The organism is Desulfotomaculum defluvii, assembly GCF_054657375.1.
This window is the reverse complement of record NZ_BAAHYV010000008.1, coordinates 384,480-408,222: the sequence shown is the minus strand read 5'-3', so window position 1 is coordinate 408,222 and position 23,743 is coordinate 384,480. Positions and strand designations below refer to the sequence as shown.

The following is a 23,743-nucleotide window of genomic DNA, read 5'->3' as shown; positions in this document are numbered from 1 at the left end:
TTCATAAAAAATAAATCATTTACAAATTAATCTGTATTTTCTACAAAAAGAAAAAAATTCCTGCTAGATTCAGGTATTATATTTATATTTATATAAATTTCTTATTAAGCCATTTCTTAACTTTGTTCATAGTAAGCTACCCGCATCACTTCTTGTATGCTAGTTAAACCCTGCCGGGCCTTCTCCAAGCCATCTATTTTTAGGGGTGTCATCCCTCCCTGAATGGCTGCTTTTTTCAAAACATCCAGGAGAGCTCTTTCCGCTAACAGTGTCCGAAGACTGTTATTGACTTGTAGAACCTCATGGATGGCCATACGACCTCGGTAGCCAATCTGGTTACAACGCACACAACCCTTAGGTTTATAAAACAAATTTTCCTGCCAGGGAGTCTCCCCTAGGAAAAGATACTCTGGGGAATTCCTTTGAGGTACATATTCCTCTCGGCAGAAGGGACATAGTTTACGAACTAATCGCTGAGCTACCACACAAAGAACAGAGGATGCTACTTGAAAGGATTCCAAACCCATATGAATAAGCCTATCAAAGGCACCTATGGCATCATTGGTGTGTAAGGTTGAAAGTACCAGGTGTCCAGTACTGGCCGCATTGGTAGCAATTTCCGCAGTCTCTCGATCCCGTATTTCACCAACCATCATAATATCTGGATCCTGTCGTAATAGGGCCCTTAGCCCTCTAGCAAAGGTCATGCCTGCCTTTGTGTTGACCTGGGTTTGATTAACACCCTCTAAACGATATTCAACCGGATCTTCTATGGTACTAAAATTTCTTTCTTCGTTGTTTAGTTCATTCAACACAGCATAAAGAGTAGTTGTTTTACCACAGCCGGTGGGTCCGGTAATTAATACCATCCCACTGACGACCATCAGACATTTACGAAAGCGTTCAAGATTAGAGGGGGAAAAACTAAGTTGTGCAAGTTGGAATTTTTTAATGTTATCGGAATTCAAAATCCGAATAACTACCTTTTCTCCGTAGACCGTAGGCATAGTGGCAACCCTAAGATCGTACTTCCAATTATCTATTTCATATTGAATACGTCCATCCTGAGGTAATCGCTTTTCGGCAATATCCAGTTGGGACATAATCTTAATTCTGGAAACCACAGTCTTTTCAATTTCCGTTGGCAAATCCATTACCTTAACTAAGATACCATCGATGCGGTATCTAACCCTAACCCTCATTTCCATGGGTTCGATGTGAATATCACTGGCTTCTTGCTCAATGGCCCTATTGATAATTTGAAAAACTAACTGAATTATCGAAACTTCCCCGTCTTCTTCGTGGGCCCAAACTGCCTTTGGTTCCCTAATAGTCATTTCATTTTTGTAAGTATCAAAGAAGTAGTCAATGACCAACTCTATGATTTGTTCCTGTACCTCCACTGGAACAATATCACAACTAGAAATAACCTTTAAATCGTCGATAACAATCACATTGGACGGTTCTGCCATAGCAACCGTAACTTGATGATCCTTTTTATAAAGGGGGAATACTTTATATCTACGCAGGATGTCTTCCGAGAAGATTTTCAAGAGGCTTTGATCGAATTCTTGTATATTAATGATCGGATTGGATACATGCTCCTGGAGGTTCAATATTTCAGAGATTTGCGCCTGGTTAACATAACCCAGGTCAACTAACACTTGCCCCAAGGGTTGCCCACTTTGTCGATGGATATCCAGAACTTCCACCAGTTGCTGTTGGCTAATTAAATTCTTTTCAACTAATATGTCTCCAATCAAACTTTTGGGTGTAATTTTTAACAAACCACATCACCTCAGCATCACTGTACAGAACTAAGCAATTAAAATTAGCTCAGTTTACTTTAAGTCACGCACAGAAAAGATTGCCAATTACCTTGGACTAATAGCAAACTAATCAACTCAGGCAATATTAATGGTTCCTAACAATGACTCCTCTTTCCAAAAGATATTGGTATATTATGTGGACAATAGTATCTGGATCTAAATGATCAGTGTTAACGGAATAATCGGCCATTTGGTAAGCGTCCTGCCGATCCTCAAGTAACTTGGTTACCTTATGTTTTAAATTTCCCCTAGCCAACAGCGGACGAGTTCTTTTGTTTTTTACTCTTTTACAGATCGTTTCCGGAGAAGCCTTTAATAGAATAAAAATACCGTTTGCCTTGAGTTTTTCAATATTTTGGGGATTAAGCACCAGACCGCCTCCAGTGGCGATGACTAAATTTTCTTTATCTGCCAATTTACTTACCAATAATGCCTCTTCACCCCGAAAACGCTTTACACCATGTTTGGCAAAAATCTGTTCCACCGTCAGTCCAGTAACTTCTTCGATTGCATAGTCTGTATCTATAAAATCATAGCCGAGTTTACGGGCTAGTCGACGACCAGTTGAACTTTTTCCGGAGCCCATAAATCCCACTAAAACAATATTCTTCATTATTACACCTGCCTAACCCATTGTTTCCAGTGGTTAAGTCTTTCTTTAATCACTATTTAGGTTCTCCTCTAGGTTACTCTTATTTTGGATCAAACTGTTGCAGCAACCTATATCTCATAACCTCAACCGGCGCCTTTACTCCAGTCCACAATTGAAAGGCCAGAACCCCCTGATAAAGCAGCATCCCTAAGCCATTCATAGTTCTACTGCCCTGGGTAGCAGCTTTCTTAAGAAATGATGTTTGGCCAGGGTTATAGATTAGATCATAAACCAAGTGTTGAGACGTCAATACATGAAAGGGAAATACTGGAACTTGGTCCACATGGGGACTCATTCCTAGGGATGTAGCTTGTACAACCAAATCTGATGCTGCTACACTTTGCTCCAAAAGGTTGCTCTCCCAGGGAATTGTACTTATAGCTGTAGCGGCGGATTTATTAATGTGCCAAGCCAATTCTTCCGCCTTTTCTTGATTGCGGTTTGTTATGTACAGGGACTGAAGGCCTGAAAGGGCCAATTGTACCGCCACAGCCCGAGCAGCTCCCCCTGCACCAATGATAATTGCCTTTTTTCCCCGGGGGTAAAAATTGGCTTCACTGGCCAAGGACTGTACAAATCCTTGGCCGTCGGTATTGTAGCCTATCAGCTTACCATTATGGTTTACTATGGTGTTAACTGCCCCTATGATCCGGGCAGCTGGTTCCAATTCATCCACAAATTGTAGTACCCTTTGTTTATGTGGAACTGTTACATTGACACCAACCAGATTTAGTGAACAAATGCTAGTTACAGCCTCTTTCAATTTATCTATGCTAACAGCAAAGGGTAAATATACCCAATTTAAGCCCAAATGGCAAAATGCTTCATTATGCATGGCCGGGGAAAAGGAGTGTTCCACCGGATAACCAAACAAGCCACAAACACGAGTATTTCCATTGATTTCGGAAAATCCCATAAATCCCCCTCCCAGATGTAAGAAAAGCTTGGCCTCTGACCAAGCATTATTTAGTAGGATGTTTTTTGATGTGCCCTAAAACTAGCTTTTCCAGCTTCCTGTTGACCCTAGTTCCGATAAACTCCTTACCTGCCAGAGGTGCCACAAGAATGGTATATAAACCCAACCGATTACCTGCTAAGACATCGGTAAAAACTTGATCCCCCACTAAAGCAGTTTCCTCAATACCAGTTCCTAATAGTCCTAATGCTCTCCTTAAACCTTTACGCCGGGGTTTACCAGCTTTATGTACACCGGGCACCTGCAAGGATCCCGTTAAGGCAGAAACTCTCTTTTCATCGTTATTAGATACAAAACACACCTTAAAACCATCATGTATCAGGCCTCGAAACCATTTTTCTATTTTGGGATCCAAATCCTTGCTATCCCAAGGGATAAGCGTATTATCAATATCAAAGAGAATTGCTTTTATACCCTGCTTTTTTAGGTCATTCAAATTAATATCAAATAAAGAGTGTGCATATTGCTTAGGGTAAAGCTTTGATAACATGATCTCCCCCGTTTTGCATAATTTTGTTCATAATAAGTTGCTGTGCTTATTTTACCTTTATCTGGCATCCCTCGTCAACTTGTAAAGACCCAATCAGAAAGAAACCCGTTTGGCACCTATGCAGCTAGGTTATTGGCAGTATAGCTATTTTAACCTTATACTATTTATACAGCGGTCTAACCTTGTTAACATCCTGCCAAAAAATAGATGGTTAGAACATCGTTTTGTCCCTTTTGATAATAGCATTTGTAACTGTCAAATATGAAATCAAGTTATTATTCTCATCAAACATTTCAATACTCCAAACATGGGATGTTGTTCCTTTGTGCATAAGTTTTCCTTTTGCTATAATACATCCTTCAATTTTTTTGGGTTTTAGATGATTTGCAGTAATGCATTGGCCTACTGCCACTTGATTATCTTTTATTTTTTTATTTGAGGCATAACCCGCAATGGTTTCTCCATATGCAATTGTTGCCCCTCCATGTAAATAACCAAAGGTTTGATCATGAAAGTGTGTTAAATTCATTTTAGCCTCAAAATTACTTGCGTCCACATTGATATATTCAATATTTAATCCCTCTATTAAATTCATGCTATTCACCGCCAAAATTAATATAGTCAAATGTAAGCTTATCTAATAGCTTCTCATCAATTTCTACCCCTAAACCACAACCCCTTGGAATTTTAATCATACCATTTTCAGCCCTAATTTCTGGTTTAATCAAATCCTTTTTAAAATAACGCTTTGACGATGATAAATCTCCGGGGATAAACGTATCTTTTAAACTTGCTAAATGAACATGCAGTATTTTAGAAATACCACTTTCAAGCATACTCCCTATCCAATAATTAATATGATTTTTTCTGCATATCTCTATCATTTGCTTAACATAATATATTCCTCCAACCCGTCCTACCTTTATATTTAATACTTTAAAGGCCTTTAACTTAATTGCTGTTTTTAAATCTTCAATTGTTTGAACACTTTCATCTAAACATATGGGGGTCTGCATTTCTTTTTGAAGATGCTGATATGCTAGTAAATCAACTGAATCTAAAGGTTCTTCCAGACAAAGCAAATTTAGCTCATCTAATTCCTTTATTTTCTCCATTTGCTCAATCTGATAACTCTTGTTGGCATCTGCCAGTAATTTTATATTCGGATATTTTTCCCTAATAGCCTTTAACTTAATAAATCCGTCTTCTGGTTTGATCTTTATTTTAAAGCGAGTATATCCTTCTTCTTGATAATGTTTAATTTGTTTAATAAGGTTTGGAACATCCTGATCTCCTAATACAATTCCTGAGTATATCTTATCATTAGTTTCTTCACTAAATAAAATATCCATAATGGCCTTATTTTGGCGTCTAGCATACAAATCTACCAAAGCATTTTCTAATCCTGCCAGTGCCATAGGGTATGCTAAATTAATCCATTTGTGAATATCAAATGGGTGTGAAATATCTCGATAGATTAGCTTTGGTAGATAGGCATTGATCAATACATATTTAGAATCCATCAGTGTTTCCTTCGTATAAAATGGTTTATTAAAGGCAACCACTTCACCATAACCTATATTTCCAAGTTCATCTGTTACTTTTATTATAATTATCTCCCGCTGATTTATGGTGGTTTGTGATGTTTTAAATGTGAAATTCAGGGGTATGCTAACATGAAAAAGCTCTATTCTTACAATTTGCATCTAATCAACCTCTATCTGGCTGTCTAAGTCCTTTTTTAAAACTTTACCTAATGAATTTCTCGGTAACCTATCCAGATAGATAATCTTTTTAGGTAATTTGTATTTGGCTAGTTTATTTACAAGATAATTAAATATTTCCGTTTCATCTAAAGAAGAAACCACGTATAAAACAGGAACTTGTCCCCACCTTTCATCTTTTCTGCCAACAACTGCACATTCAGTTATTTTAGGATGTGCATATAAAACATTTTCAATTTCTTTTGGATAAATATTTTCGCCACCAGATATAATAATATTTTTACGACGATCCAATATATATAAAAATCCATCTTGATCAAGGCAGCCAATATCTTCCGTATTAAAATAACCAATAATATTTTCTTTGCCAAGATATCCATCCATTAACATGGGACCTTTAATTAAAACTTCACCTATATCTTTTTCATCAGGGTTTGCAATGCAAATATCTACTTGCTCAAGGGGCAATCCCACTGCATCAATTTTTTCCGGATATTCTAAAACAGAAAAAGTTGCACATTGACTTGTCACCTCTGTCATTCCATAGGTCTTGTATATAGGAATATTTTTACCTATGCATTTCTCAACCAGAGCATTAGGCATAAATTCACCACCTATCAACACTACACGTAAACTATGTTTTTCAATTCTATCAACTATTCTATTTAACATGGTCGGTACAATAGACAACATATTAATTTCATTACTTTCAATTAGTTTTATCACTTCTGCTTCATCAAATTTATCTAAGATAGTAATTTGCGTTCCATTGTATAGACTCCGTATTAAGATGGCTAGTCCTCCAATATGATACATCGGTAGTATAACAAGCCAATTATCATTATCTACTACCCCTAGAATTTTTTCAGATGCCTTTACATGGGCATGAAATTGTTTCCATCGAATGGGAACCGCTTTAAATTCACCTGTTGTAGCACTAGTGTGCATAATAACTGCTATATTTTCACTGCTAAAATCTTTAACTAATGTTATATCTTCCTGTTTACTTTGATATACTTCATTAAAGGATATAAATTTATTATCATAAGAAAATATAACTTTAATGCCTAATGATTGTAATTGTTTCGTTATTTCTTGATCCGTCAAACGTACATTGATCATCAATATTTCTACTTGCAAAAATTGAAGTGCTAAAAAGAAGAGTACCATATCAACTGAGTTATTGGAATAAATGGCAACTCTTTTCTCATTTTTTACATATGAAGATAGTTTTTTAGCCAAATCTGTTACACGGTTATAAACTTCTCCAAATGTAAGATTATTGATGAAATTTTTGTTCGTTTTTTCCCTATTATGCCTTTCCAGCCAATTCATACTGTCTCCTTTATTTAAGATTAATCTATTTTTACTATTCTTATGGAAACTTGGGGAACTTATCAAAATCTGGCTTTCTTTTTTCTTTAAAGGCGTCTCGTCCTTCCTTTCCTTCGTCTGTTGTGTAAAATAACAGTGTAGCGTCTCCCGCTAATTGCTGTAAGCCAGCTAATCCATCTGTATCTGCATTAAATGACGCTTTTAAGAAACGCAGCGCAGTTGGTGAATGTTGCAAGATTTCCTTTGCCCATTTTACTGTTTCTTCCTCTAATTGATCAAAGGGAACCACTGTATTCACTAATCCCATATCAAGGGATTCCCTGGCAGTGTATTGACGACATAAATACCAAATTTCCCGTGCTTTTTTATGGCCAACAATGCGTGCTAAATACCCCGCACCATATCCACCATCAAAGGAACCAACTTTGGGTCCTGTTTGACCAAATTTAGCGTTTTCAGAAGCAATTGTTAAATCACACACCATATGCAATACATGCCCACCACCAATTGCATACCCATTGACCATGGCAATAACTGGTTTTGGAATAATCCGAATTAAATGCTGCAAATCCAACACATTTAGACGGGGAATTTGGTCATCTCCCACATAGCCTCCATGTCCACGTACCCTTTGATCTCCACCAGAACAAAAGGCTTCTTTATCCTGACCCTGGCCGTGATTTGCACCTGTTAGAATAATTACACCTATTTTATTTTCTTCACGGGCCAGTGTAAAAGCATCAATTAATTCTATGATTGTTCCAGGGCGAAACGCATTTCGTACTTCTGGACGATTAATTGTAATCTTTGCAATTCCTTCATAGGTTTCATATATAACGTCTTTATAATTCCGGTTTAACTTTTCCCAAGGGAATTTATTCATCAGTTACTCCTCCTTATAATCTCTTGCTAAAAATGGAATTTAGGCAGGACATATAACCTTATTTGGGGTGGAACAATAAGTGTAGCTCGGCGGGGCAAACGGTAAAACCTCCCGAACTACCCTAGCTAAGTCAGAGAATTCATAAGGTGTCAATGATTGTGCACCATCACAAAGGGCGTGGCTTGGATCATTATGGACCTCAATTATGAGCCCGTCCGCTCCGGCAACTACTGAAGCCAGTGCAAGGGGTTTAACCAGGTAGGATATGCCCGCGGCATGACTGGGGTCAACAATAACCGGTAAATGTGTCTTCTGATGAAGTACAGGAATCGCTGATATATCAAGGGTGTTTCTTGTTGCAGTTTCGAATGTGCGGATACCTCTTTCACATAAAATAACATTCTCATTGCCACCGGCCATGATATACTCCGCACTTAGCAGCAATTCTTCAACTGTATTGGCTAAACCGCGCTTAAGTAAAATGGGCTTTTTTAACATCCCAAGCTCTTTAAGTAATTCAAAATTTTGCATGTTTCTGGCACCAACTTGAATTACATCTATTTCCTCAAATAGCGGCAAGTGTGAAATATTCATAAGCTCTGACACAATTGGAAGCCCAGTTAGCTTTTTTGCTTCGAGCAAGAGTTCTATTCCTTCAGCTTGCATGCCTTGAAAAGAATATGGTGATGTACGAGGCTTAAAGGCACCACCACGCAGTATGGTTGCACCAGATGTCTTAACACTTTGGGCAACTGAATAGATTTGTTCCCATGACTCAACCGAGCATGGGCCAGCAATTATTTGAAAGTTGCCACCTCCAATTTTGTTACCATTTATATCAATTACCGTGTCATCATTTTGAAACTTGCGGTTGACTTTTTTATATGGTTCCTTGATTCGCCGAACATCTTGAACAATGTCAAAGGATTTGATTAAATCAATATTAACAACACCAGTATCACCAATTAGACCAATGACTGTCTGTTGTTTTCCAACGATAAAATGTGGACTGATGCCTAAGCTTTCTAGCCAAGTAATAAGAGGTTCAACCTGTGCTGGATTATTTTTTTTTAGGGTTATAATCATTTTTTCCCCTCCCCCATAGACCTTGGCTTTCACAACCGGGCTCTAAAAGGTTGCTTATAAGAACTCACTTAAAACGTTTTTAAAGGTATTAGGATCTTCGATGTGAGTGTTATGTCCACAACCCCTGATTGAGACATGCTTTACATTAGAACCTAACTTTGCAAAATCATTGCCTATTTGTTGATATTTTTTATCATATTGCCCACTAATGTATAAGATGGGTTTAGATAAATAAACTATTTTGTTTTTTAGACAAGGAAATTTCCCTTGTCCAGTGCATAGTAATGTATTGGAAAGTGCATGGGCTACATTGCCTAAACGTCTTTTGCTTATTTCATTTAATACGGACTTTGGTAATCTTTTTTGTGATACAAAAATGCTTAAATTTGACCAATATTCATTAAACCACTCTATGCCCTTTTCTCTTATACCTTTTGCAAGTTTTAGATCATTTTTCCGACGTTTTAAGCGATTTAATAATCCACATTCACCATAAGAAGCACTTTCTAAAATTAACTTTTCAACCTCATTTGGGTAAACTAGTGCATAGGCTAATGCAATGCGGCCTCCCATGGAATAGCCTAAGATTGAATATTTTTTAATGTCTAATTGATAAATTAGCTTATTTAAATGTCTGAGTATTACCCTTAAACGATAACATTTACTCTGGTGTGGTTTATCACTTTCACCATGTCCGATTAAATCTACTAATATCAATTGATATCCTTCTAATTCAAGGAAATCCCATGTGCTTAAATTCTCAGAAAATCCATGTAAACAAACAATAGGTTTTCCTTTACCTTTTACTTGAATATTATATTTAATATCTTTAATTGTAATAAACATCAGAATAACCCTTTAGTGTTGTGTACTTATCATGCAATAATTTACTTAGCTGGGAATCAATTTTTACCTCAATTAACTTAATGCCATACATAGTCATTGCTTGTTTGAAAGCACATTCAAACTCATCATAATTCTTTGCTTCATAATAAGTTATTCCGTATAAAGTTCTTAGCCCTTCGAAATTTATACCATGTGGGGTTAAAAATAAATAATCAAAATGTTTCTCTTTACTTTGTGGCAAATATCTAAAAATCCCTCCCCCATCATTATTGAATAATATAATAACAAGATTTAAATTATGTGTTTTGCCAATTAATAATCCATTTAAATCATGGTAAAACGACAAATCACCAATTAATAAAACAGTAGTGTTATTTGCAGTGGATACACCCATTGCTGTAGAAACTATACCATCAATTCCGTTAGCCCCTCTATTACATAATACTTTGATGTCTTGATTACGGGACTCAAAAAAGTAATCCATATGACGAATTAACATACTATTTGCAACAACTAATCGAGTTGTTCTGGGCAATAGATTTTGTATCTTCTGAATTAACCTCCCTTCTAATAAATCCATCTCATTTTTTACATCATTCAATTGTTGACGCATCTTTTTTTGATAGTTACACCATTTAGTTAAATATTCTGTGTTGCCATTTTCTATACAAATAGACTTAGCAAATAATCCTGGTGATGACACAATATATTTTTTCGTCGAGAGAGCAGGGTTACGATAATCGAAGGTTTCATCAACTTGTAGATATAAAACATCTTGATGCATGGACAAAAATTGCTGCAATCGTTTGGATACGGGAACTTGTCCAAAGTGAATAATAAATTGAGGTTTTAATTCTTTTTTTATTAAGTCATTATTAAGAAATGCATCATAACTATCGATAATGATATCGTTTAAGTAATTTCTTAAATTTGAAATAGGATCTGCTAATATTGGTGCCTTTAGCTGTTCCCCTAATTTAATCACTTCTTGATGATAATTTGCATAAGCATCTCCACCACAAATAATAATTCCATTCTTATTTTCTATAATTGAATGGTCAAATAAAAAACAGCTTTCTCCTTTTAAGCATTCGAATGTATTTTCTAGCCGTCCTTGACTAAAATCCAACTTGCTTAAATTCGGAATTAAAGGGTCACGTATTGGTACATTAATATGGGCTACCCCATATTTTGGAGTCATAATACTTGTATATGCCCTTTGCATAACTACACGTACATAGCGATACATATTTTCATTTTCTTCAGGCAGTGATAATTCCTCATAATATTTTGTAAAATTACTAAATATTTTAGTTTGGTCAATGGTCTGAGGTGCACCAACGTGGCGCAATTCAGGTGGACGATCAGCTGTTAAAACAATTAATGGTACTCGTGAATGCTTGGCTTCAACAATGGCTGGTAGATAATTTGCCACTGCAGATCCAGATGTACAAACTAATATAACTGGCCTTTCATTTTCTTTAGCAATACCAAGTGCAAAAAAACCTGCTGAGCGCTCATCAATATTTACATAACTTTTAAAACGGTGTTCACAAAATAATAATGCCAATGGTGTAGAACGTGATCCAGGACTTATTACAACTTCACGCAAACCTAATTGATACAATTCGTCTACTAATGCCGCAATATAATTTGTCATACCCTTGTACCTATAGACTTTCTGTTATTGTTCTTAATTTATATTTAGTCTCGTTATATTCAATTTCGCAATTAGATTTATCTACTACACCACAACCTGCATATACAAAGGCTAAATTTTCATAAATAAGTGCGGATCGTATTCCTACCACAAAAATACCATCACCATTCTCATCCATTACACCAATTGGAGCACCATACAATCCTCTTTCATGTTTTTCGTGCCGTCTAATTAGTTGCAATGCATTATCTACAGGATTTCCTCCTAAGGCAGGGGTAGGGTGTAATCGCCTTGCCCATTCATACAATGTACTATCTTTATCCTTTGCATAAATACGCGTATACAAATGATGTAAGTTATTAAGTGTTAAAATGGTTGTTTTCTCTACTGTCACCTCATGTGTAAACTTCTTCATAACTTCTACAATAGAATCAGTAACGATTTGATGTTCATAACGATTTTTATCATCGGCTAACAACATTGTTTTTTGTAGTTCATCATTTTTTTCAGTTCGTAAAGCAGTACCTGCCAAGGCATAACTTAAAATATTATTTTTCTCCTTTTGAACCAAAATCTCTGGTGTAGCACCCAAAAAGGTTTTTCCATCTTTAAAATAAGCAAAGACAAAGCTATTTATATTATTTTTTATAAGGTTTTGCAATACACTCTCTACATTTATTGTAGTATCACATTGAATCTTAACTTCTCTTGATATAACAACCTTATTTACTTCGTTCTTTGATATCGCCTTACTTGCAGTTGTGAATAACTTTTTCCAATCCTCATAATCATCTGCTACATCTTTATAGGAGTGGTTGTGTTGACATATTTTTACTTCTTGATTTTTAATTTGAACTAAATCTTTAAGGTAGTAAAATGTCTGTTTTCCGTCTTTATCAACTAGATAATATTCAAATGCAATAGTCTCATCACCAAAACCTGCCCACTTTTCATCTTTGATTGAATCAAAGAATGTCATTGATGAAAAAGTATATAAATAATCCTTTGGCTTTTCTCTCACAGAGAAAGTTTTTAAGCGTTTTGCCCCTAGAATATACTCTTTTTTTTCTGGATTATAAAATAAAAAACGTTCTTGATTTTTAAAGTGGGTCCAGAAGGAAAGAGAATTATCTAATTTAATTTGTTTTTCTAAATATCTCAAATTATTCACCTCCATCATTTAATCTGAAATGTTTTTCTAAAAACAATTCTCCTTCAAAAAAATGAACACCGGTTCATTTTATTAAATCTTATCTTAAAATCTCCTTTCTCAAAAGTCAATAATTGGAGAAAGGGTAATTAAAGTTTTTTATCTAATTTTCTGTCAGGATCTTAGGCGGCAAGTGCTATCGTTATCCGTGAATATGCACTTCATTGTTCAGACCGGACAGACACCAAATAATATTCCCCTCATATCATATATTGTTGACTCAATTTTATAGGGGGGATTCATGGATGCTACCCGGCCTTTGGACGGTCACTGCTCTTTCGGTTATCAACGGTTTAATCGCTCTGGTTTCTTATATTGCCAACAACACTTTTCCCCAGCCTTTAAACGAAGTGGAAGAGGCACATTACCTAGCTTTGCTTGCTAATGGAGACGAACCAGCAAGAAATATTTTAACCGAAAGAAATCTACGCCTGGTTGCACATATTGTTAAAAAATTTGATTCGACGGGGGAAGATGTGGATGATTTAATATCCATTGGCACGATCGGATTAATAAAAGCCATTAATACCTTCAAACCTGACAAAGGAACCCGTTTAGCAACCTACGCAGCCAGGTGTATTGAAAATGAAATCCTTATGCACCTAAGATTTATCAAGAAGGTAAAAGCAGAGGTTTCTTTATATGACCCCATAGGTGTCGACAAAGAGGGTAATGAAATTAGTCTTATAGATATTCTAGGTACTGATCCGGAAGTGGTTGCGGATACTGTTGAATTAACCTTTGAAAAGAACCGGCTGTTAGAAAAAGTGTGTAAATTAACAACCCGTGAAAAAAGAGTGCTGGAAATGCGTTTTGGTTTAGGTTCAACTGTTAGGAAAACACAACGGGAGATTGCCCGTACTCTAGGAATCTCCCGTTCTTATGTATCACGTATTGAAAAAAGAGCATTAAATAAATTAACTAAGGAATTTACAGCAGAAGGCTGCCAATAAAGGCAGCCTTCTTTTAATATCCTAATTCTTCACCAATAATTACAACAGTTATATCAGTTAAAGAGGGTTTTTTCTTTAGTACAGAGTAGATGCGACAAATCCTAGATGCATTTTGACAATTGGCACAACTACCAGTTATAGTGCAAGGATTTTCCAAATTAAGCCGTTTGTTGTTTTTGGGAGCAGCTATGGACTGTAACCGACCGAAGGCAGCCTCTATATCCTTACAAATTTTATTAACTCCCGCCACTACAACCACTTTTTTGGGGCCAAAGGTCATGGCAGCTACCCTGTTACCATTGCCATCAATATTTACTAAACAACCATCTAGGGTAACGGCATTGGTACTGGTTAAAAAAACATCACATATCTGTTGCTGCCGCATAACTTCTAGTTTCTCCTCAGCAGAAAGTTGGGGGTCACCATGTACTAAGAGTTCAGCACCTTTGGCCTTTGTTTTTTCCACCAATCCCATACCCTCTGTTAAGGTCATGGAACCACCAAAACCCACCTGGGCACCGGGGGAGATAAATTTTAATATATATTCCCCTGCTTCTTCTTTACTTGGAAAATATACAGCATCAAACTGATTTTTAATTAATGCCTGTACAGCTTTTTGTCCTATTGTATCCCTATGCCATTGATGAACAGTCATAATATCTTCCGTTCCTTTCTCTTAGAAAATGGTACAAATATATTATATAGAACAAATCCTTAACTTACTACCCATTTGTTCTTAAAGACTGTACCTTTACTGTTCTACAGAGCAGGCTGCATGACCAATTTGATAATCGGTTTCTATCATAAGAACAAATATTTTACTTAACTCAGGATCGTAATGTTTTCCGGCTAACACGGTAATTTCACTGCAGGCTTCTAGATAGGACTTCCCTTTCTTATAGGGCCTGTCGGTAGTCATGGCGTCAAAACTATCAGCAATACGAATGATTCTTGCCCCTAGGGGGATATCATTGCCCTTCATGCCCACGGGGTATCCTGTGCCATCGTAGTTCTCGTGGTGGTAGTGGACATAGGGCCTTACTATTTCAAGGGACTTTATGGATCTTAAAAACTCACTGCCCCAATAGGGGTGCTGCTTTAAGACTTCCCATTCCATTTCTGAAAGATTATCCGTTTTATTTAAGATATTAACATCTACTTCTATCTTTCCGATATCATGCAGGTAAGCTCCATACTGAATTAATCGTACTTCTTCCTCATCTAGTCCACACCTTTGGGCCAGTTTCGTTGCGTATTCTAACACCCTTTCAGAATGGCCATAGGTGTAACGATCCTTGGCATTAATGATACTTAGAAGGGTTTTAGTAGAACTTAGTAGGCCCATTTCAGATTGATCACACATTCCTTTTAGTGAATCTAAAACATTAAAATAAAGTTCTATTTTATTTTTACTAGTCTTCTTAGCCTTGTAGAGAGCATGATCAGCCAGATCTAATAAGTCATCCCCTGTTTTTGTATGTTCCGGGTAACTGGCCAGCCCTAAGGTAATGCCTAATTTACCTGTTGGCAATTGCTTAAACTGATCATTCTCTGCAAAGTGATCTTCAATAGTTTTCTTAAGTTTTCTAGCGAATTGTAATGCAGCTTTAGAGTCATTGCCGGGGAGTAATATGCAAAATTCATCACCACCGTAGCGTGCTGCGATACCGGGCTGCTGTACTTGCTGCAGTAGTATTTGCCCCAGGTCCTTTAAAACGGCATCCCCGGCCGGATGACCAAAGGTGTCATTGTAATACTTAAAGTAATCTATATCAAAAATCAGAAGACTAAGAGAACCATTAGATCTCTTGACTTCTGCCAGGGTTTGCTTAAAATAGACATGGAAATAGCGATGGTTGTAGGTTGCTGTTAAGCCATCTTTATTGGCTAACGCTAATAAGTGATTTCGAGAGTCCAGTTCAATACTTGCTATGCTACCAATAAGCCAAGCACAGATAAACATAACACCGGTAAAGATAATATCTGATTCAAGGTTTGGGTTAGGAAAAGTAGACCCATAGGTCCAAAAGTCCCGAAAACATAATAAAATGCCACTTATTACGGCTAGGCAACAACCAAAAAATTTGTTTTTGATAAAGGCGATGTAGGCAACAGGAATTATAAGCATTTCTTTAACATAAGTAATATTGTAATAGCCAATAAATGCAAATATTAAAAGACACAGGAACATAAAACCAGAGTAAATAAAATTTAGCTTAATGACAATGATACAAGCCAATAGAATTAGAGCAAAACACATAATTAGGATAAAATTTTCTAGATAAAAGGCAAATATATCTTCTATGGACAGAGCCAAGGACGCATTCCAAGCTGTCATTAATATAGCCAAAGTAAAAACCATAAAACAGAGGATGTATGTTGTAATACGAACCTCTTTTAAATTTTCTTCCCTTTTAGTTTGCCAGTCATTCATAATATCACACTCTAGTAGAGAAAATATATTACAAAAACAAAAGAGTGAAAATCACTCTTTTGCTTTTTAGTTAACTATTTTTTTAAAGCTTTGGGTAATTTTGGCTGATAGTGGCCTGCTGAGCATGCTGAAACAGCATTGATAAATGCTGATAGAGTAAAGGTAATCGTAACCAAAGTAAATACTAAGGATTTCAGCCTTTTCATAAATATCACCTCCTCCAAAAGCAATAAGTAAAGAGAAAATGATCTATTAAATTCATCAATCCTTGTCCCCAAGTAGTAAGCATAAAATATTGCCAAAGCATAATCATACTAACAGAATAGTTCGTTAAAGGGTGAATATTATTGATGTAAAACAAAAGTTGCAAAACGTAAATTACACCTACAAATACTAAAGATAAAACCCGTAGTGTTTTTCTTTGTTGTTTGCCTAAAGGTTTTTGTGGAGACTCAACTGGTGCCTTCAAATAGATAATTATTAATCCAAGTATAAAAATAATAGTAATGGTTAATAGCATATAGCTTTTTATAACATTTATGGTAAGCAATGAAAAGTAAGCAATAACATTATAGATTATTACTGTAATTAGTAAACAATTTAAGGGGTCATTACTGTGTGCCCCTCCTGTTGTTTTTCTTATGAGTATGGAAATTAACAACATATAAAATATTTGAAACTGTAAACCCAGTACATACCCTATTAGCAGAGTAAAAATGATACCAAAGAAAGTACCAAAAAACACCTCTGCCCCATAAATAAGAATTTCTTTTTGATCTTCATCCTCAATATTATTATTTTTTATCAGGTATTTAGCTGCCTTTTTCCCTAAAGACATTAGACTATCTCCTCGATTTTATTAAATAGGCTAATAATAATAATAATAGGATATGAGGTAGCCCTGAAAGAAACCACCACAGGGGTTTGCTTAATATTGCTTCATGATTTACTAACAGCACCTTGGAAATCACTAACACAACCAATAATTCTGAAACATAAATTATTGAGAAAACAGTTATTAGACTAAACAACATTATTGAAAGTCTTTGTTTGTAGTAATAACTTAAAAACCCCCCCGTTATAGAAATAAAGATCAAGGAATGTATACCAAAGCTAATAGGGAGTTTCCTGATTAGCAGGGTGAAAATTGCATATATTAAAGAAATAATTAGTAGTTCTTTTTTGGAGTAATTTATTTTTGAAAAGGAAAATATAAAAATAAATACACCAAGGGCCTCTAAAAAAGCTAACAGAATATATAAAAACATCGGTACCTCATTCATATTATGTCTCCTCTTCAAAGATGTTTATATTACCGAGTATTGATAGATTCGCCAATCTTTACCTTATTCCTTCTTCTTTATTTAAAATTAAACATAATAGTCAACAACTTTTTTTATTTTTTAATGTTATTTTTATGAAAATATTATTTTTCGATTTATGCTAATTTTATCTTTGTGTAAATTTACATTGTAATTTTAATAAAAAATTGTAACATTACTTTGGTTATGAAACACAGTTGTGTTCATTAAATCATTTTATGTGGGCACAACTATGTTAGATCTTATTATCCAATATAATTGAGAAAGTGAGGCAAACAAATGAGGAGAATGGGACTCTTAACCAGATTAGTCATTGGTTTAGCTTTTGGTATTTTCGTTGGTTACTTTTCCAAAGAAATTTTGCAATTTGATGCCCTGGTTCGTTTGTTAGCAACCTTCAACAGTATCTTTGGCGGGTTTTTATCCTATGTTATCCCTCTGATTATTATTGGTTTTGTGGCCCCTGGAATTGCCGAACTGGGTAAAGGTGCAGGTAAGTTGCTCGGTATCACCACACTGCTGGCCTATGCCTCCACAGTTATTGCAGGTACCTTAGCTTTCCTAGTGGGAACAGGATTATTGCCACGAATTGTCAATGCAGTGGGTGGACAAGCTTCTAACCCTGAGGAGGCCTTGGTCAAAGGTTTTTTCCAAGTTGATATGCCTCCCATCATGGGTGTCATGACAGCATTGATCACGGCTTTTCTTTTTGGTCTAGGCATGGCCTACATTAAAAGTAAGTCCCTATATCAAGTGACTAAAGATTTCCAGGAAATTATAGAAAAGGTTATTCAAAGTGTAATTATCCCTTTGCTGCCCATACACATTGCCGGCATTTTTGCCAATATGACTTACGCCGGTGAAGTGGTTAGAATTATGACAATTTTCGGCTGGGTATTTGCCATCATCATATTAACACATCTGGCCATGCTGTTGTTCCAGTACACAGTGGCAGGTGCTGCTACGGGCAAAAACCCCTTTAGAGCATTAAGAAACATGGTGCCAGCTTATCTGACTGCCATTGGTACCCAGTCTTCTGCGGCCACAATACCGGTAACCCTGCGCTCTGCTAAGAATAACGGTGTTTCGGAGGGAGTAGCGGATTTTGCAGTTCCCCTGTGTGCGACCATTCATTTATCTGGTAGTACCATTACCCTAACCTTGTGTGCCATGGCTGTTATGATGATGTCCGGTTTAAATCCAATCTTTAGTATGATGTTCCCCTTTGTTCTGATGCTTGGCGTTACCATGGTTGCGGCTCCTGGTGTACCCGGTGGTGCTGTCATGGCAGCTCTGGGACTGCTTCAAACCATGTTAGGCTTCAACGAGGCACAACTAGGTCTAATGATCGCGTTATACCTCACCCAGGATAGCTTTGGTACTGCCTGCAACGTAACTGGCGATGGTGCCATTGCTCTACTTGCTGACAGATTTGCTCGAGGTCCTGTTACGGAACCTCTCCAAGAAAAAATTGCTTAACGTAGATTAACCAAGGGAGTCAATGGGCTCCTTTGCTATTTAATAATCAACTTTACTATATATATTAATAAAGGTAAGTATTTAAAGTCATAATAACTACAAGCACTAGAAAAGAGGAGTGATTGTAGATGGATATTCGTGAGGTAAAAGTAAATGCAGCAGGTGAAGTTACTGATGTGATGATTAATGGAAATACCTATAGCATGGAAAAGGCTGTGGAATTTGCTAAATCAGGTAAAATTAAAGGGGCTAAAATTGAGGCCAGACACAATGGAGAACAATATATTTCTCATCTGGGGGATATGGAATTAACCCAATTGCCTAGATTTGTATAGCATAGGTGGTTAGGATCAAGGCACAATTAAGAAGAGGAGCGCCTGCTCCTCTTCTTAATTGTTACGGTAACTGGTTTTGTGAGAGACACGGGCCATAAGAGAAGCCAAAGTTTTTCGCTCCTCATCATTTCCTTCATCCCATAATTCTTTCATTAAACGTTGTTCATGATTAGCAGGGTCCATCCTATTTGCAAAAAAATCACCTAAGCGGTAAGCAGCATTATTAATGGTTTCTTCCTCCATACCTACTCTTTCTCCCAACCCCACTGCATCACCCAAAATCTCTTTCCATTTATGCCAGTTGTGTCCAATTTCCATTAATTTCACCTCCCGAATACTATTTTGTCCTATAATCAAAATCAAATTCTTTTATAAACAGAAAAAGAGGCCAATGCCTCTAATTAGTTTTTAGCATTTAGCTAGTGGCCAATAGCTAAGACTAATGGCTAACTGCTAATAGCTCTAACAGCTAATAATCTATCCCTTAAGGTTCCTTTTATCTCTTAGGGCATTTTTTTGTTGATACAGATAATACATCAATGCTAGTGCAACTAAGATTGTAATAACCGAGGATGCTTGGGCTGCTTTTAAATTCATAATGGTTCGCAGACTGTCACCTCGCCAAAATTCAAGGGTAAATCGCCCCACTGAATAAAGTACAAAATAACTTAGGGCTATAAAACCATCAAAGGGCCTGCGCTTAAAAAATATTAATAATATGCCCAGAGACACCAAGTCCCAAGCTGCTTCAAATAGTACTGCTGGAAAAAGTGGTTGCGACCCAAAGGCAAAGTAAGCATCGGTACCCTCTGGGTACACAATACCTAAATGTTCATTGGGAAGTCCATAACAACAACCATTTAAAAAACAGCCAATACGTCCAATGGCTTGTCCGACCAAGACACCGGGTGCCAAGGTATCCATCATGGCCCATACTGCTATATTATTCTTTTGGCAATACCATATGACTGCCAGCAAACCACCTATGATCGATCCTTGAACCGATATGCCACCCTGCCAAATAGCTGGGATCTCAATTAAGTGTTGGGAATAATAGTCCCAACTAAACATAACCTCCCAGACCCTTGCTCCAACAAGGCCTCCTAGTATTGCATAAAAGGCTAAATCCATTACTTCTTCATAATATCGTCTTTGCCCTTTGGCTACCATTAAAGAAACAATTAAGCCAGCCATGATCCCCAACGAAAGCATTACACCAAAGGAGCGCAGGGGGAAATCACCAATATAAAAAAGTATCTGATGCAAATAAGTCAACTCCTTACAAATACTGAAGATGACGTTTTATGTAAACCAACTCCCAGGTAAGTGGTGCCAGGGCACTTGCTCGCTTGTGGGGTTAGCTTAGTTCGGGAGTTTTTTCTGCGGCAAGAGCCAGGCACCTAGGTTTGCGTTCGGCAAGGGAGTAAGATCTCTTTGGTTTATCATAGTCTAGCAGAAATCTATGGACCAAAGGATGACGGCCAAAATATTGAATCCTCCGTCTCGAAACGAGCGGAGGATTTAATATAACTATAGAATAGCGTTTAGTTTCTTCTCAAGATCTGCTTTACCAGTAAAACCAATTACTTGATCGGCTTTCTCGCCATTTTTAAAGAATATAATAGTAGGAATACTCATTACTCCATACTGCTGAGCCAGCTCCCTGTTCTCATCCACATTTACTTTCGCAACTTTAACTTTACCAGCAAACTCTGTAGCTAATTGCTCTACTACTGGTGCTATAGCACGGCAAGGTCCACACCAAGCTGCCCAGAAATCTACGAGTACGGGAATGTCAGATTTAAGAACCTCAGTTTCAAAATTAGCAGCATTTAATTCTAATGCCATGAAAATCCGCCTCCTTGTATCATATAAGTTGCATAAAAATATCAATTGCCAAACACATATTAATGATACTATATTCACTCTTCGCTAGCAATATACTTTAAAAATTTTTAGGTTAACTCAGATTTCTTAAACATTTGAATAAAGTTTAAAATAAACTGAAGTTCTTTCTCATTCAAATTACAAACCAAACCCAATACCGCTTGAACATTGGGGTGAATTAACAATTCCCTTAATTCTGGGTTCATTAAACTTACCATTTGATCTACAGCACCAGGCTCCATGATAAAATAACATGGAGAAACACCCATCACCTCAGATAATTTTTCCAATGTCTTTAGAGATGGTTGTACTTTGCCTTGTTCAATTTGCCCAATTAGTCCTGCAGTTACACCAGCCAAATTAGCCAGTTGAGCCTGGGTCAATCCATATTCTTCTCTTAGATGCTTTAATTTATACCCTAGGGAGCCCTCATGCCCCATCAAGGCAGTGGCTGGCACTCCCAACCCTTCTGATACCCTTTTCAAGGTATTTAGTGCTGGATACACCGTACCTCTTTCAATTTCACTAAGATATGATAAAGATATACCAATTTTATCTGCCAGTTCCTGTAAAGAGAGACCGCTTTCATTACGAATAATTCTAATTTTCTCGCCAAGTCCAAGGCCAGAATCTGTAATCTCTCCCTCAACCAACTGGGTTTTCGAAACATTTAAGGCCGCAGCTAATTTGTCTATTGTTTTTAAGGATGGTCTTTTAGAACCCCGTTCTATTTCGCTCAAATAGGATAACGATAGTTTTGCCCGGCGAGCCAGGTCTTGTAATGTGTAGCCTCTTTCTTCCCTTAAGGCTCTAATTTGATCCCCCCGCACTATCATGGCTTTATCCCCCATACTACACAAAATATACTAACATTCTACGCTAATTTTAATACAGCGTCAATGAGACGGCGATAGAATTTGTTCCATTATCTGCCTAAACACTGGAGCAGCTGTACTACCACCACTGATACCCTCTCTCACCAATACAGTCACAATATATCGAGGGTTATCGTAGGGAGCATATCCAACAAACCAAGCATTAACCTTTCCTGATTCTGTGGCAAGCTCCGCAGAACCAGTTTTCCCAGCGCTTCCGAAGCCCGTAACAAAGGCTTCTTTTCCAACCCCTTGGGAAGTAACAAGACCTAATAGTCTTTTTAATTCCTTTGAAGTCTCAGAGGAAATGGCTTTGTGACTGTCTCCTAAGGAAAATTGCTGGGTATATTGGTCCCTTTCGTTTTTAATTCCTTTGACCAGCCTAGGCTTTATATAAACGCCATTATTTACAATGGTATTTAACATTGCCGTTAGCTGTATAGGTGTGGTCAAAACAGGACCCTGGCCTATGCTGCTGTTTACTAAATTGTAAGGTTGACTTATTAAATCGAGTTTTTGCCGACTATCCTTGGGTACAGGGTAGCCAATAATGTCTTGTGATTCCAGACCTAAGGCCCTAGCATAATGAATAAGTTTTTCTGACCCTAACTTTAAACCAAGTTCAGCAAACACTGGATTACAAGATTCTGCAAAGGCCTCCTCAAATGTAATGGGACCATGGCCGTTTTTTTGCCAACAGCTGATTAAATGATCCTTGTCCCCCAAACAAATAAAGGTATCTGTTGGTTTTACGATTTTCTCTTCCAGGGCTGCCGCAGCCACAACAACTTTAAAGATAGATCCAGGTTGGTACAAAGCCGTACAGTGATCTATGAAAGTATCTTGATCTTCTGATAAAAATAAAGAAATATTTGCTGGGTTAAAGTTTGGTCTGCTGGCTAATGCAAGCAAGTCACCAGTACGTGCGTCCATCACCACCACTGCACCGCGCTGGACCCGCTCATCCATAATTTTTTCTACAGCCTCTTGAATTTGGATATCTAAGGTTGTAATTACATCCTGTCGTCCAGTATCATTTTCACTTTCCCTGTGAATACCAAGGCCAGAAATCAAATTACGGTATACGTCAACATAAGCTCTAGTAAAACTGGCTGGTTCACCGGCCTTTAACTTAGCCTCATAATAATACTCTAGGCCAGTTTTACCGATTAAATCCGATAAATTATACTTTTTACTGCCCAAACTATTAAGTTGTTCCAGCTTGTCCTGTTCAGAAATTCTTCCTAAGTGTCCAACCACATGGGAAGCCAGCGGTGTTTCCCCATATCGAAAATATATATCTTCCACCAAAAGTCCTGGAATTTTTAAATCTTTTACTGCGGCTATCTGTTTTTGACTAAGCTTATGGGGCAGAAAACCACTGTTCCCCTCAAACAAGGGTACCAGTTCCTGGGCTGAACAATCAAGAATAATACTTAATTGGTCGATTACTTCTTCCTTATTCTTAATAAGTTGGGGGTAAAGAACAATCTTTGGTACTTTCCCTCCCCTATTTAGAGAGTTCACCCCATATCTATCCAGAATTCGCCCCCTTGGTATCTCCTCCAGTGCAACCTTTAAGCTACGTTGTTCTAACGCCTTCTTATTGTATTCATCACCGTGGATTAGTTGAATAATACCAAGATGTACGATAAGGGGTATAAACAAAAATAGGATTAGGTAAAAGGTCTTAACTATTCTCTTTTGTTGAAAATAACCCATTGGTTAACATTCCTTTGGTTGGTGAGTGTGCTACTATTAGCTTCA

The 23,743-nt window shown here is 37.0% G+C and carries 24 protein-coding genes; 3 read left to right on the top strand and 21 right to left on the bottom strand.

Annotation, left to right across the window (positions count from 1 at the left end):
• Nucleotides 1-116 precede the first annotated feature (116 nt).
• The 12 genes from ACYQ03_RS17385 to ACYQ03_RS17330 all read right to left on the bottom strand — a co-directional run bounded on the left by ACYQ03_RS17385 (nucleotide 117) and on the right by ACYQ03_RS17330 (nucleotide 12,643).
• Nucleotides 117-1,787 (bottom strand): GspE/PulE family protein, encoded by a 1,671-nt coding sequence (locus tag ACYQ03_RS17385; RefSeq protein WP_459911227.1) that lies wholly within the window; start codon nucleotides 1,785-1,787, stop codon nucleotides 117-119.
• A 127-nt stretch (nucleotides 1,788-1,914) separates the two neighbouring features.
• Nucleotides 1,915-2,442 (bottom strand): shikimate kinase, encoded by a 528-nt coding sequence (locus ACYQ03_RS17380; RefSeq protein WP_459911226.1) that lies wholly within the window; start codon nucleotides 2,440-2,442, stop codon nucleotides 1,915-1,917.
• Between the two features lie 79 nt (nucleotides 2,443-2,521).
• Nucleotides 2,522-3,397, bottom strand: a complete 876-nt coding sequence (gene aroE, locus ACYQ03_RS17375) for a shikimate dehydrogenase (protein WP_459911225.1) — start codon at nucleotides 3,395-3,397, stop codon at nucleotides 2,522-2,524.
• A gap of 46 nt (nucleotides 3,398-3,443) precedes the next feature.
• Complete coding sequence (locus ACYQ03_RS17370) at nucleotides 3,444-3,947, bottom strand: YqeG family HAD IIIA-type phosphatase (protein WP_459911224.1); 504 nt, start codon at nucleotides 3,945-3,947, stop codon at nucleotides 3,444-3,446.
• Nucleotides 3,948-4,158: 211 nt separating this feature from the next.
• A complete protein-coding gene (locus ACYQ03_RS17365) occupies nucleotides 4,159-4,542 on the bottom strand; it encodes a PaaI family thioesterase (protein WP_459911223.1) in 384 nt (127 codons plus the stop codon).
• 1 nt (nucleotide 4,543) lies between these two features.
• Nucleotides 4,544-5,653: an o-succinylbenzoate synthase gene (gene menC / locus ACYQ03_RS17360; protein WP_459911222.1), complete on the bottom strand. Its 1,110-nt coding sequence runs from the start codon at nucleotides 5,651-5,653 to the stop codon at nucleotides 4,544-4,546.
• Complete coding sequence (menE, locus tag ACYQ03_RS17355) at nucleotides 5,654-7,006, bottom strand: o-succinylbenzoate--CoA ligase (protein ID WP_459911221.1); 1,353 nt, start codon at nucleotides 7,004-7,006, stop codon at nucleotides 5,654-5,656.
• A 40-nt stretch (nucleotides 7,007-7,046) separates the two neighbouring features.
• Complete coding sequence (gene menB / locus ACYQ03_RS17350; RefSeq protein ID WP_459911220.1) at nucleotides 7,047-7,889, bottom strand: 1,4-dihydroxy-2-naphthoyl-CoA synthase; 843 nt, start codon at nucleotides 7,887-7,889, stop codon at nucleotides 7,047-7,049.
• Between the two features lie 39 nt (nucleotides 7,890-7,928).
• Nucleotides 7,929-8,975 (bottom strand): 3-deoxy-7-phosphoheptulonate synthase, encoded by a 1,047-nt coding sequence (aroF, locus tag ACYQ03_RS17345; protein WP_459911219.1) that lies wholly within the window; start codon nucleotides 8,973-8,975, stop codon nucleotides 7,929-7,931.
• A gap of 54 nt (nucleotides 8,976-9,029) precedes the next feature.
• Nucleotides 9,030-9,821 carry a 2-succinyl-6-hydroxy-2,4-cyclohexadiene-1-carboxylate synthase gene (gene menH, locus ACYQ03_RS17340; RefSeq protein ID WP_459911218.1) on the bottom strand — a complete coding sequence of 264 codons (792 nt, stop codon included), beginning with the start codon at nucleotides 9,819-9,821 and terminating at the stop codon, nucleotides 9,030-9,032.
• The gene (gene menD, locus ACYQ03_RS17335) at nucleotides 9,805-11,481 is read right to left on the bottom strand and encodes a 2-succinyl-5-enolpyruvyl-6-hydroxy-3-cyclohexene-1-carboxylic-acid synthase (protein WP_459911217.1); all 1,677 of its coding nucleotides are present in this window, start codon (nucleotides 11,479-11,481) and stop codon (nucleotides 9,805-9,807) included. Before menD ends, menH begins: the two co-directional genes overlap by 17 nt.
• 10 nt (nucleotides 11,482-11,491) lie before the next feature.
• Entirely contained in the window at nucleotides 11,492-12,643 is a 1,152-nt protein-coding gene (locus tag ACYQ03_RS17330; protein ID WP_459911216.1) for an isochorismate synthase, read from the bottom strand.
• Between the two features lie 293 nt (nucleotides 12,644-12,936).
• On the opposite strand from ACYQ03_RS17330, the gene sigK reads away from it, so the two are divergent.
• Entirely contained in the window at nucleotides 12,937-13,644 is a 708-nt protein-coding gene (sigK, locus tag ACYQ03_RS17325) for an RNA polymerase sporulation sigma factor SigK (protein WP_459911215.1), read from the top strand.
• A gap of 13 nt (nucleotides 13,645-13,657) precedes the next feature.
• On the opposite strand, the gene ACYQ03_RS17320 is transcribed toward sigK, so the two are convergent.
• From ACYQ03_RS17320 to ACYQ03_RS17305, 4 genes are all read right to left on the bottom strand, one after another.
• On the bottom strand, nucleotides 13,658-14,299 hold the full coding sequence (locus tag ACYQ03_RS17320; RefSeq protein ID WP_459911214.1) for a lactate utilization protein: 642 nt from the start codon (nucleotides 14,297-14,299) through the stop codon (nucleotides 13,658-13,660).
• A 96-nt stretch (nucleotides 14,300-14,395) separates the two neighbouring features.
• Nucleotides 14,396-16,078: a diguanylate cyclase gene (locus ACYQ03_RS17315; RefSeq protein ID WP_459911213.1), complete on the bottom strand. Its 1,683-nt coding sequence runs from the start codon at nucleotides 16,076-16,078 to the stop codon at nucleotides 14,396-14,398.
• A 74-nt stretch (nucleotides 16,079-16,152) separates the two neighbouring features.
• Nucleotides 16,153-16,284, bottom strand: a complete 132-nt coding sequence (locus ACYQ03_RS17310) for a cyclic lactone autoinducer peptide (protein WP_459911212.1) — start codon at nucleotides 16,282-16,284, stop codon at nucleotides 16,153-16,155.
• Between the two features lie 5 nt (nucleotides 16,285-16,289).
• A complete protein-coding gene (locus ACYQ03_RS17305; RefSeq protein ID WP_459911211.1) occupies nucleotides 16,290-16,916 on the bottom strand; it encodes an accessory gene regulator B family protein in 627 nt (208 codons plus the stop codon).
• 763 nt (nucleotides 16,917-17,679) lie between these two features.
• Here ACYQ03_RS17305 and ACYQ03_RS17300 point away from each other — a divergent pair.
• Both ACYQ03_RS17300 and ACYQ03_RS17295 read left to right on the top strand, forming a co-directional pair.
• Nucleotides 17,680-18,879, top strand: a complete 1,200-nt coding sequence (locus ACYQ03_RS17300) for a dicarboxylate/amino acid:cation symporter (RefSeq protein WP_459911210.1) — start codon at nucleotides 17,680-17,682, stop codon at nucleotides 18,877-18,879.
• A gap of 128 nt (nucleotides 18,880-19,007) precedes the next feature.
• Nucleotides 19,008-19,214: a DUF3892 domain-containing protein gene (locus tag ACYQ03_RS17295; RefSeq protein ID WP_459911209.1), complete on the top strand. Its 207-nt coding sequence runs from the start codon at nucleotides 19,008-19,010 to the stop codon at nucleotides 19,212-19,214.
• Between the two features lie 54 nt (nucleotides 19,215-19,268).
• On the opposite strand, the gene ACYQ03_RS17290 is transcribed toward ACYQ03_RS17295, so the two are convergent.
• The 5 genes from ACYQ03_RS17290 to ACYQ03_RS17270 form a co-directional block, all read right to left on the bottom strand.
• A complete protein-coding gene (locus ACYQ03_RS17290) occupies nucleotides 19,269-19,532 on the bottom strand; it encodes a DUF3243 domain-containing protein (protein WP_459911208.1) in 264 nt (87 codons plus the stop codon).
• Nucleotides 19,533-19,691: 159 nt separating this feature from the next.
• Complete coding sequence (gene lgt, locus ACYQ03_RS17285; protein ID WP_459911207.1) at nucleotides 19,692-20,480, bottom strand: prolipoprotein diacylglyceryl transferase; 789 nt, start codon at nucleotides 20,478-20,480, stop codon at nucleotides 19,692-19,694.
• A 264-nt stretch (nucleotides 20,481-20,744) separates the two neighbouring features.
• Complete coding sequence (gene trxA, locus ACYQ03_RS17280) at nucleotides 20,745-21,062, bottom strand: thioredoxin (protein WP_459911206.1); 318 nt, start codon at nucleotides 21,060-21,062, stop codon at nucleotides 20,745-20,747.
• 107 nt (nucleotides 21,063-21,169) lie between these two features.
• Nucleotides 21,170-21,937 (bottom strand): helix-turn-helix domain-containing protein, encoded by a 768-nt coding sequence (locus tag ACYQ03_RS17275; RefSeq protein WP_459911205.1) that lies wholly within the window; start codon nucleotides 21,935-21,937, stop codon nucleotides 21,170-21,172.
• Between the two features lie 60 nt (nucleotides 21,938-21,997).
• Nucleotides 21,998-23,698, bottom strand: coding sequence for a peptidoglycan D,D-transpeptidase FtsI family protein (locus ACYQ03_RS17270; RefSeq protein WP_459911204.1), 1,701 nt, complete (start codon nucleotides 23,696-23,698; stop codon nucleotides 21,998-22,000).
• Nucleotides 23,699-23,743 lie beyond the last annotated feature (45 nt).

Bases quoted from the DNA above. Each gene is read 5' to 3' on its own strand.
- ACYQ03_RS17315 (WP_459911213.1), bottom strand. From the start codon at position 16,078: ATGAATGACTGGCAAACTAAAAGGGAAGAAAATTTAAAAGAGGTTCGT.
- ACYQ03_RS17275 (WP_459911205.1), bottom strand. From the start codon at position 21,937: ATGATAGTGCGGGGGGATCAAATTAGAGCCTTAAGGGAAGAAAGAGGC.
- ACYQ03_RS17320 (WP_459911214.1), bottom strand. From the start codon at position 14,299: ATGACTGTTCATCAATGGCATAGGGATACAATAGGACAAAAAGCTGTA.
- ACYQ03_RS17310 (WP_459911212.1), bottom strand. From the start codon at position 16,284: ATGAAAAGGCTGAAATCCTTAGTATTTACTTTGGTTACGATTACCTTT.
- sigK (WP_459911215.1), top strand. From the start codon at position 12,937: ATGCTACCCGGCCTTTGGACGGTCACTGCTCTTTCGGTTATCAACGGT.
- ACYQ03_RS17295 (WP_459911209.1), top strand. From the start codon at position 19,008: ATGGATATTCGTGAGGTAAAAGTAAATGCAGCAGGTGAAGTTACTGAT.
- aroF (WP_459911219.1), bottom strand. From the start codon at position 8,975: ATGATTATAACCCTAAAAAAAAATAATCCAGCACAGGTTGAACCTCTT.
- ACYQ03_RS17290 (WP_459911208.1), bottom strand. From the start codon at position 19,532: ATGGAAATTGGACACAACTGGCATAAATGGAAAGAGATTTTGGGTGAT.
- aroE (WP_459911225.1), bottom strand. From the start codon at position 3,397: ATGGGATTTTCCGAAATCAATGGAAATACTCGTGTTTGTGGCTTGTTT.
- ACYQ03_RS17365 (WP_459911223.1), bottom strand. From the start codon at position 4,542: ATGAATTTAATAGAGGGATTAAATATTGAATATATCAATGTGGACGCA.
- menD (WP_459911217.1), bottom strand. From the start codon at position 11,481: ATGACAAATTATATTGCGGCATTAGTAGACGAATTGTATCAATTAGGT.
- ACYQ03_RS17300 (WP_459911210.1), top strand. From the start codon at position 17,680: ATGAGGAGAATGGGACTCTTAACCAGATTAGTCATTGGTTTAGCTTTT.
- ACYQ03_RS17305 (WP_459911211.1), bottom strand. From the start codon at position 16,916: ATGTCTTTAGGGAAAAAGGCAGCTAAATACCTGATAAAAAATAATAAT.
- ACYQ03_RS17370 (WP_459911224.1), bottom strand. From the start codon at position 3,947: ATGTTATCAAAGCTTTACCCTAAGCAATATGCACACTCTTTATTTGAT.
- ACYQ03_RS17380 (WP_459911226.1), bottom strand. From the start codon at position 2,442: ATGAAGAATATTGTTTTAGTGGGATTTATGGGCTCCGGAAAAAGTTCA.
- menE (WP_459911221.1), bottom strand. From the start codon at position 7,006: ATGAATTGGCTGGAAAGGCATAATAGGGAAAAAACGAACAAAAATTTC.
- trxA (WP_459911206.1), bottom strand. From the start codon at position 21,062: ATGGCATTAGAATTAAATGCTGCTAATTTTGAAACTGAGGTTCTTAAA.
- menH (WP_459911218.1), bottom strand. From the start codon at position 9,821: ATGTTTATTACAATTAAAGATATTAAATATAATATTCAAGTAAAAGGT.
- menC (WP_459911222.1), bottom strand. From the start codon at position 5,653: ATGCAAATTGTAAGAATAGAGCTTTTTCATGTTAGCATACCCCTGAAT.
- menB (WP_459911220.1), bottom strand. From the start codon at position 7,889: ATGAATAAATTCCCTTGGGAAAAGTTAAACCGGAATTATAAAGACGTT.
- ACYQ03_RS17270 (WP_459911204.1), bottom strand. From the start codon at position 23,698: ATGGGTTATTTTCAACAAAAGAGAATAGTTAAGACCTTTTACCTAATC.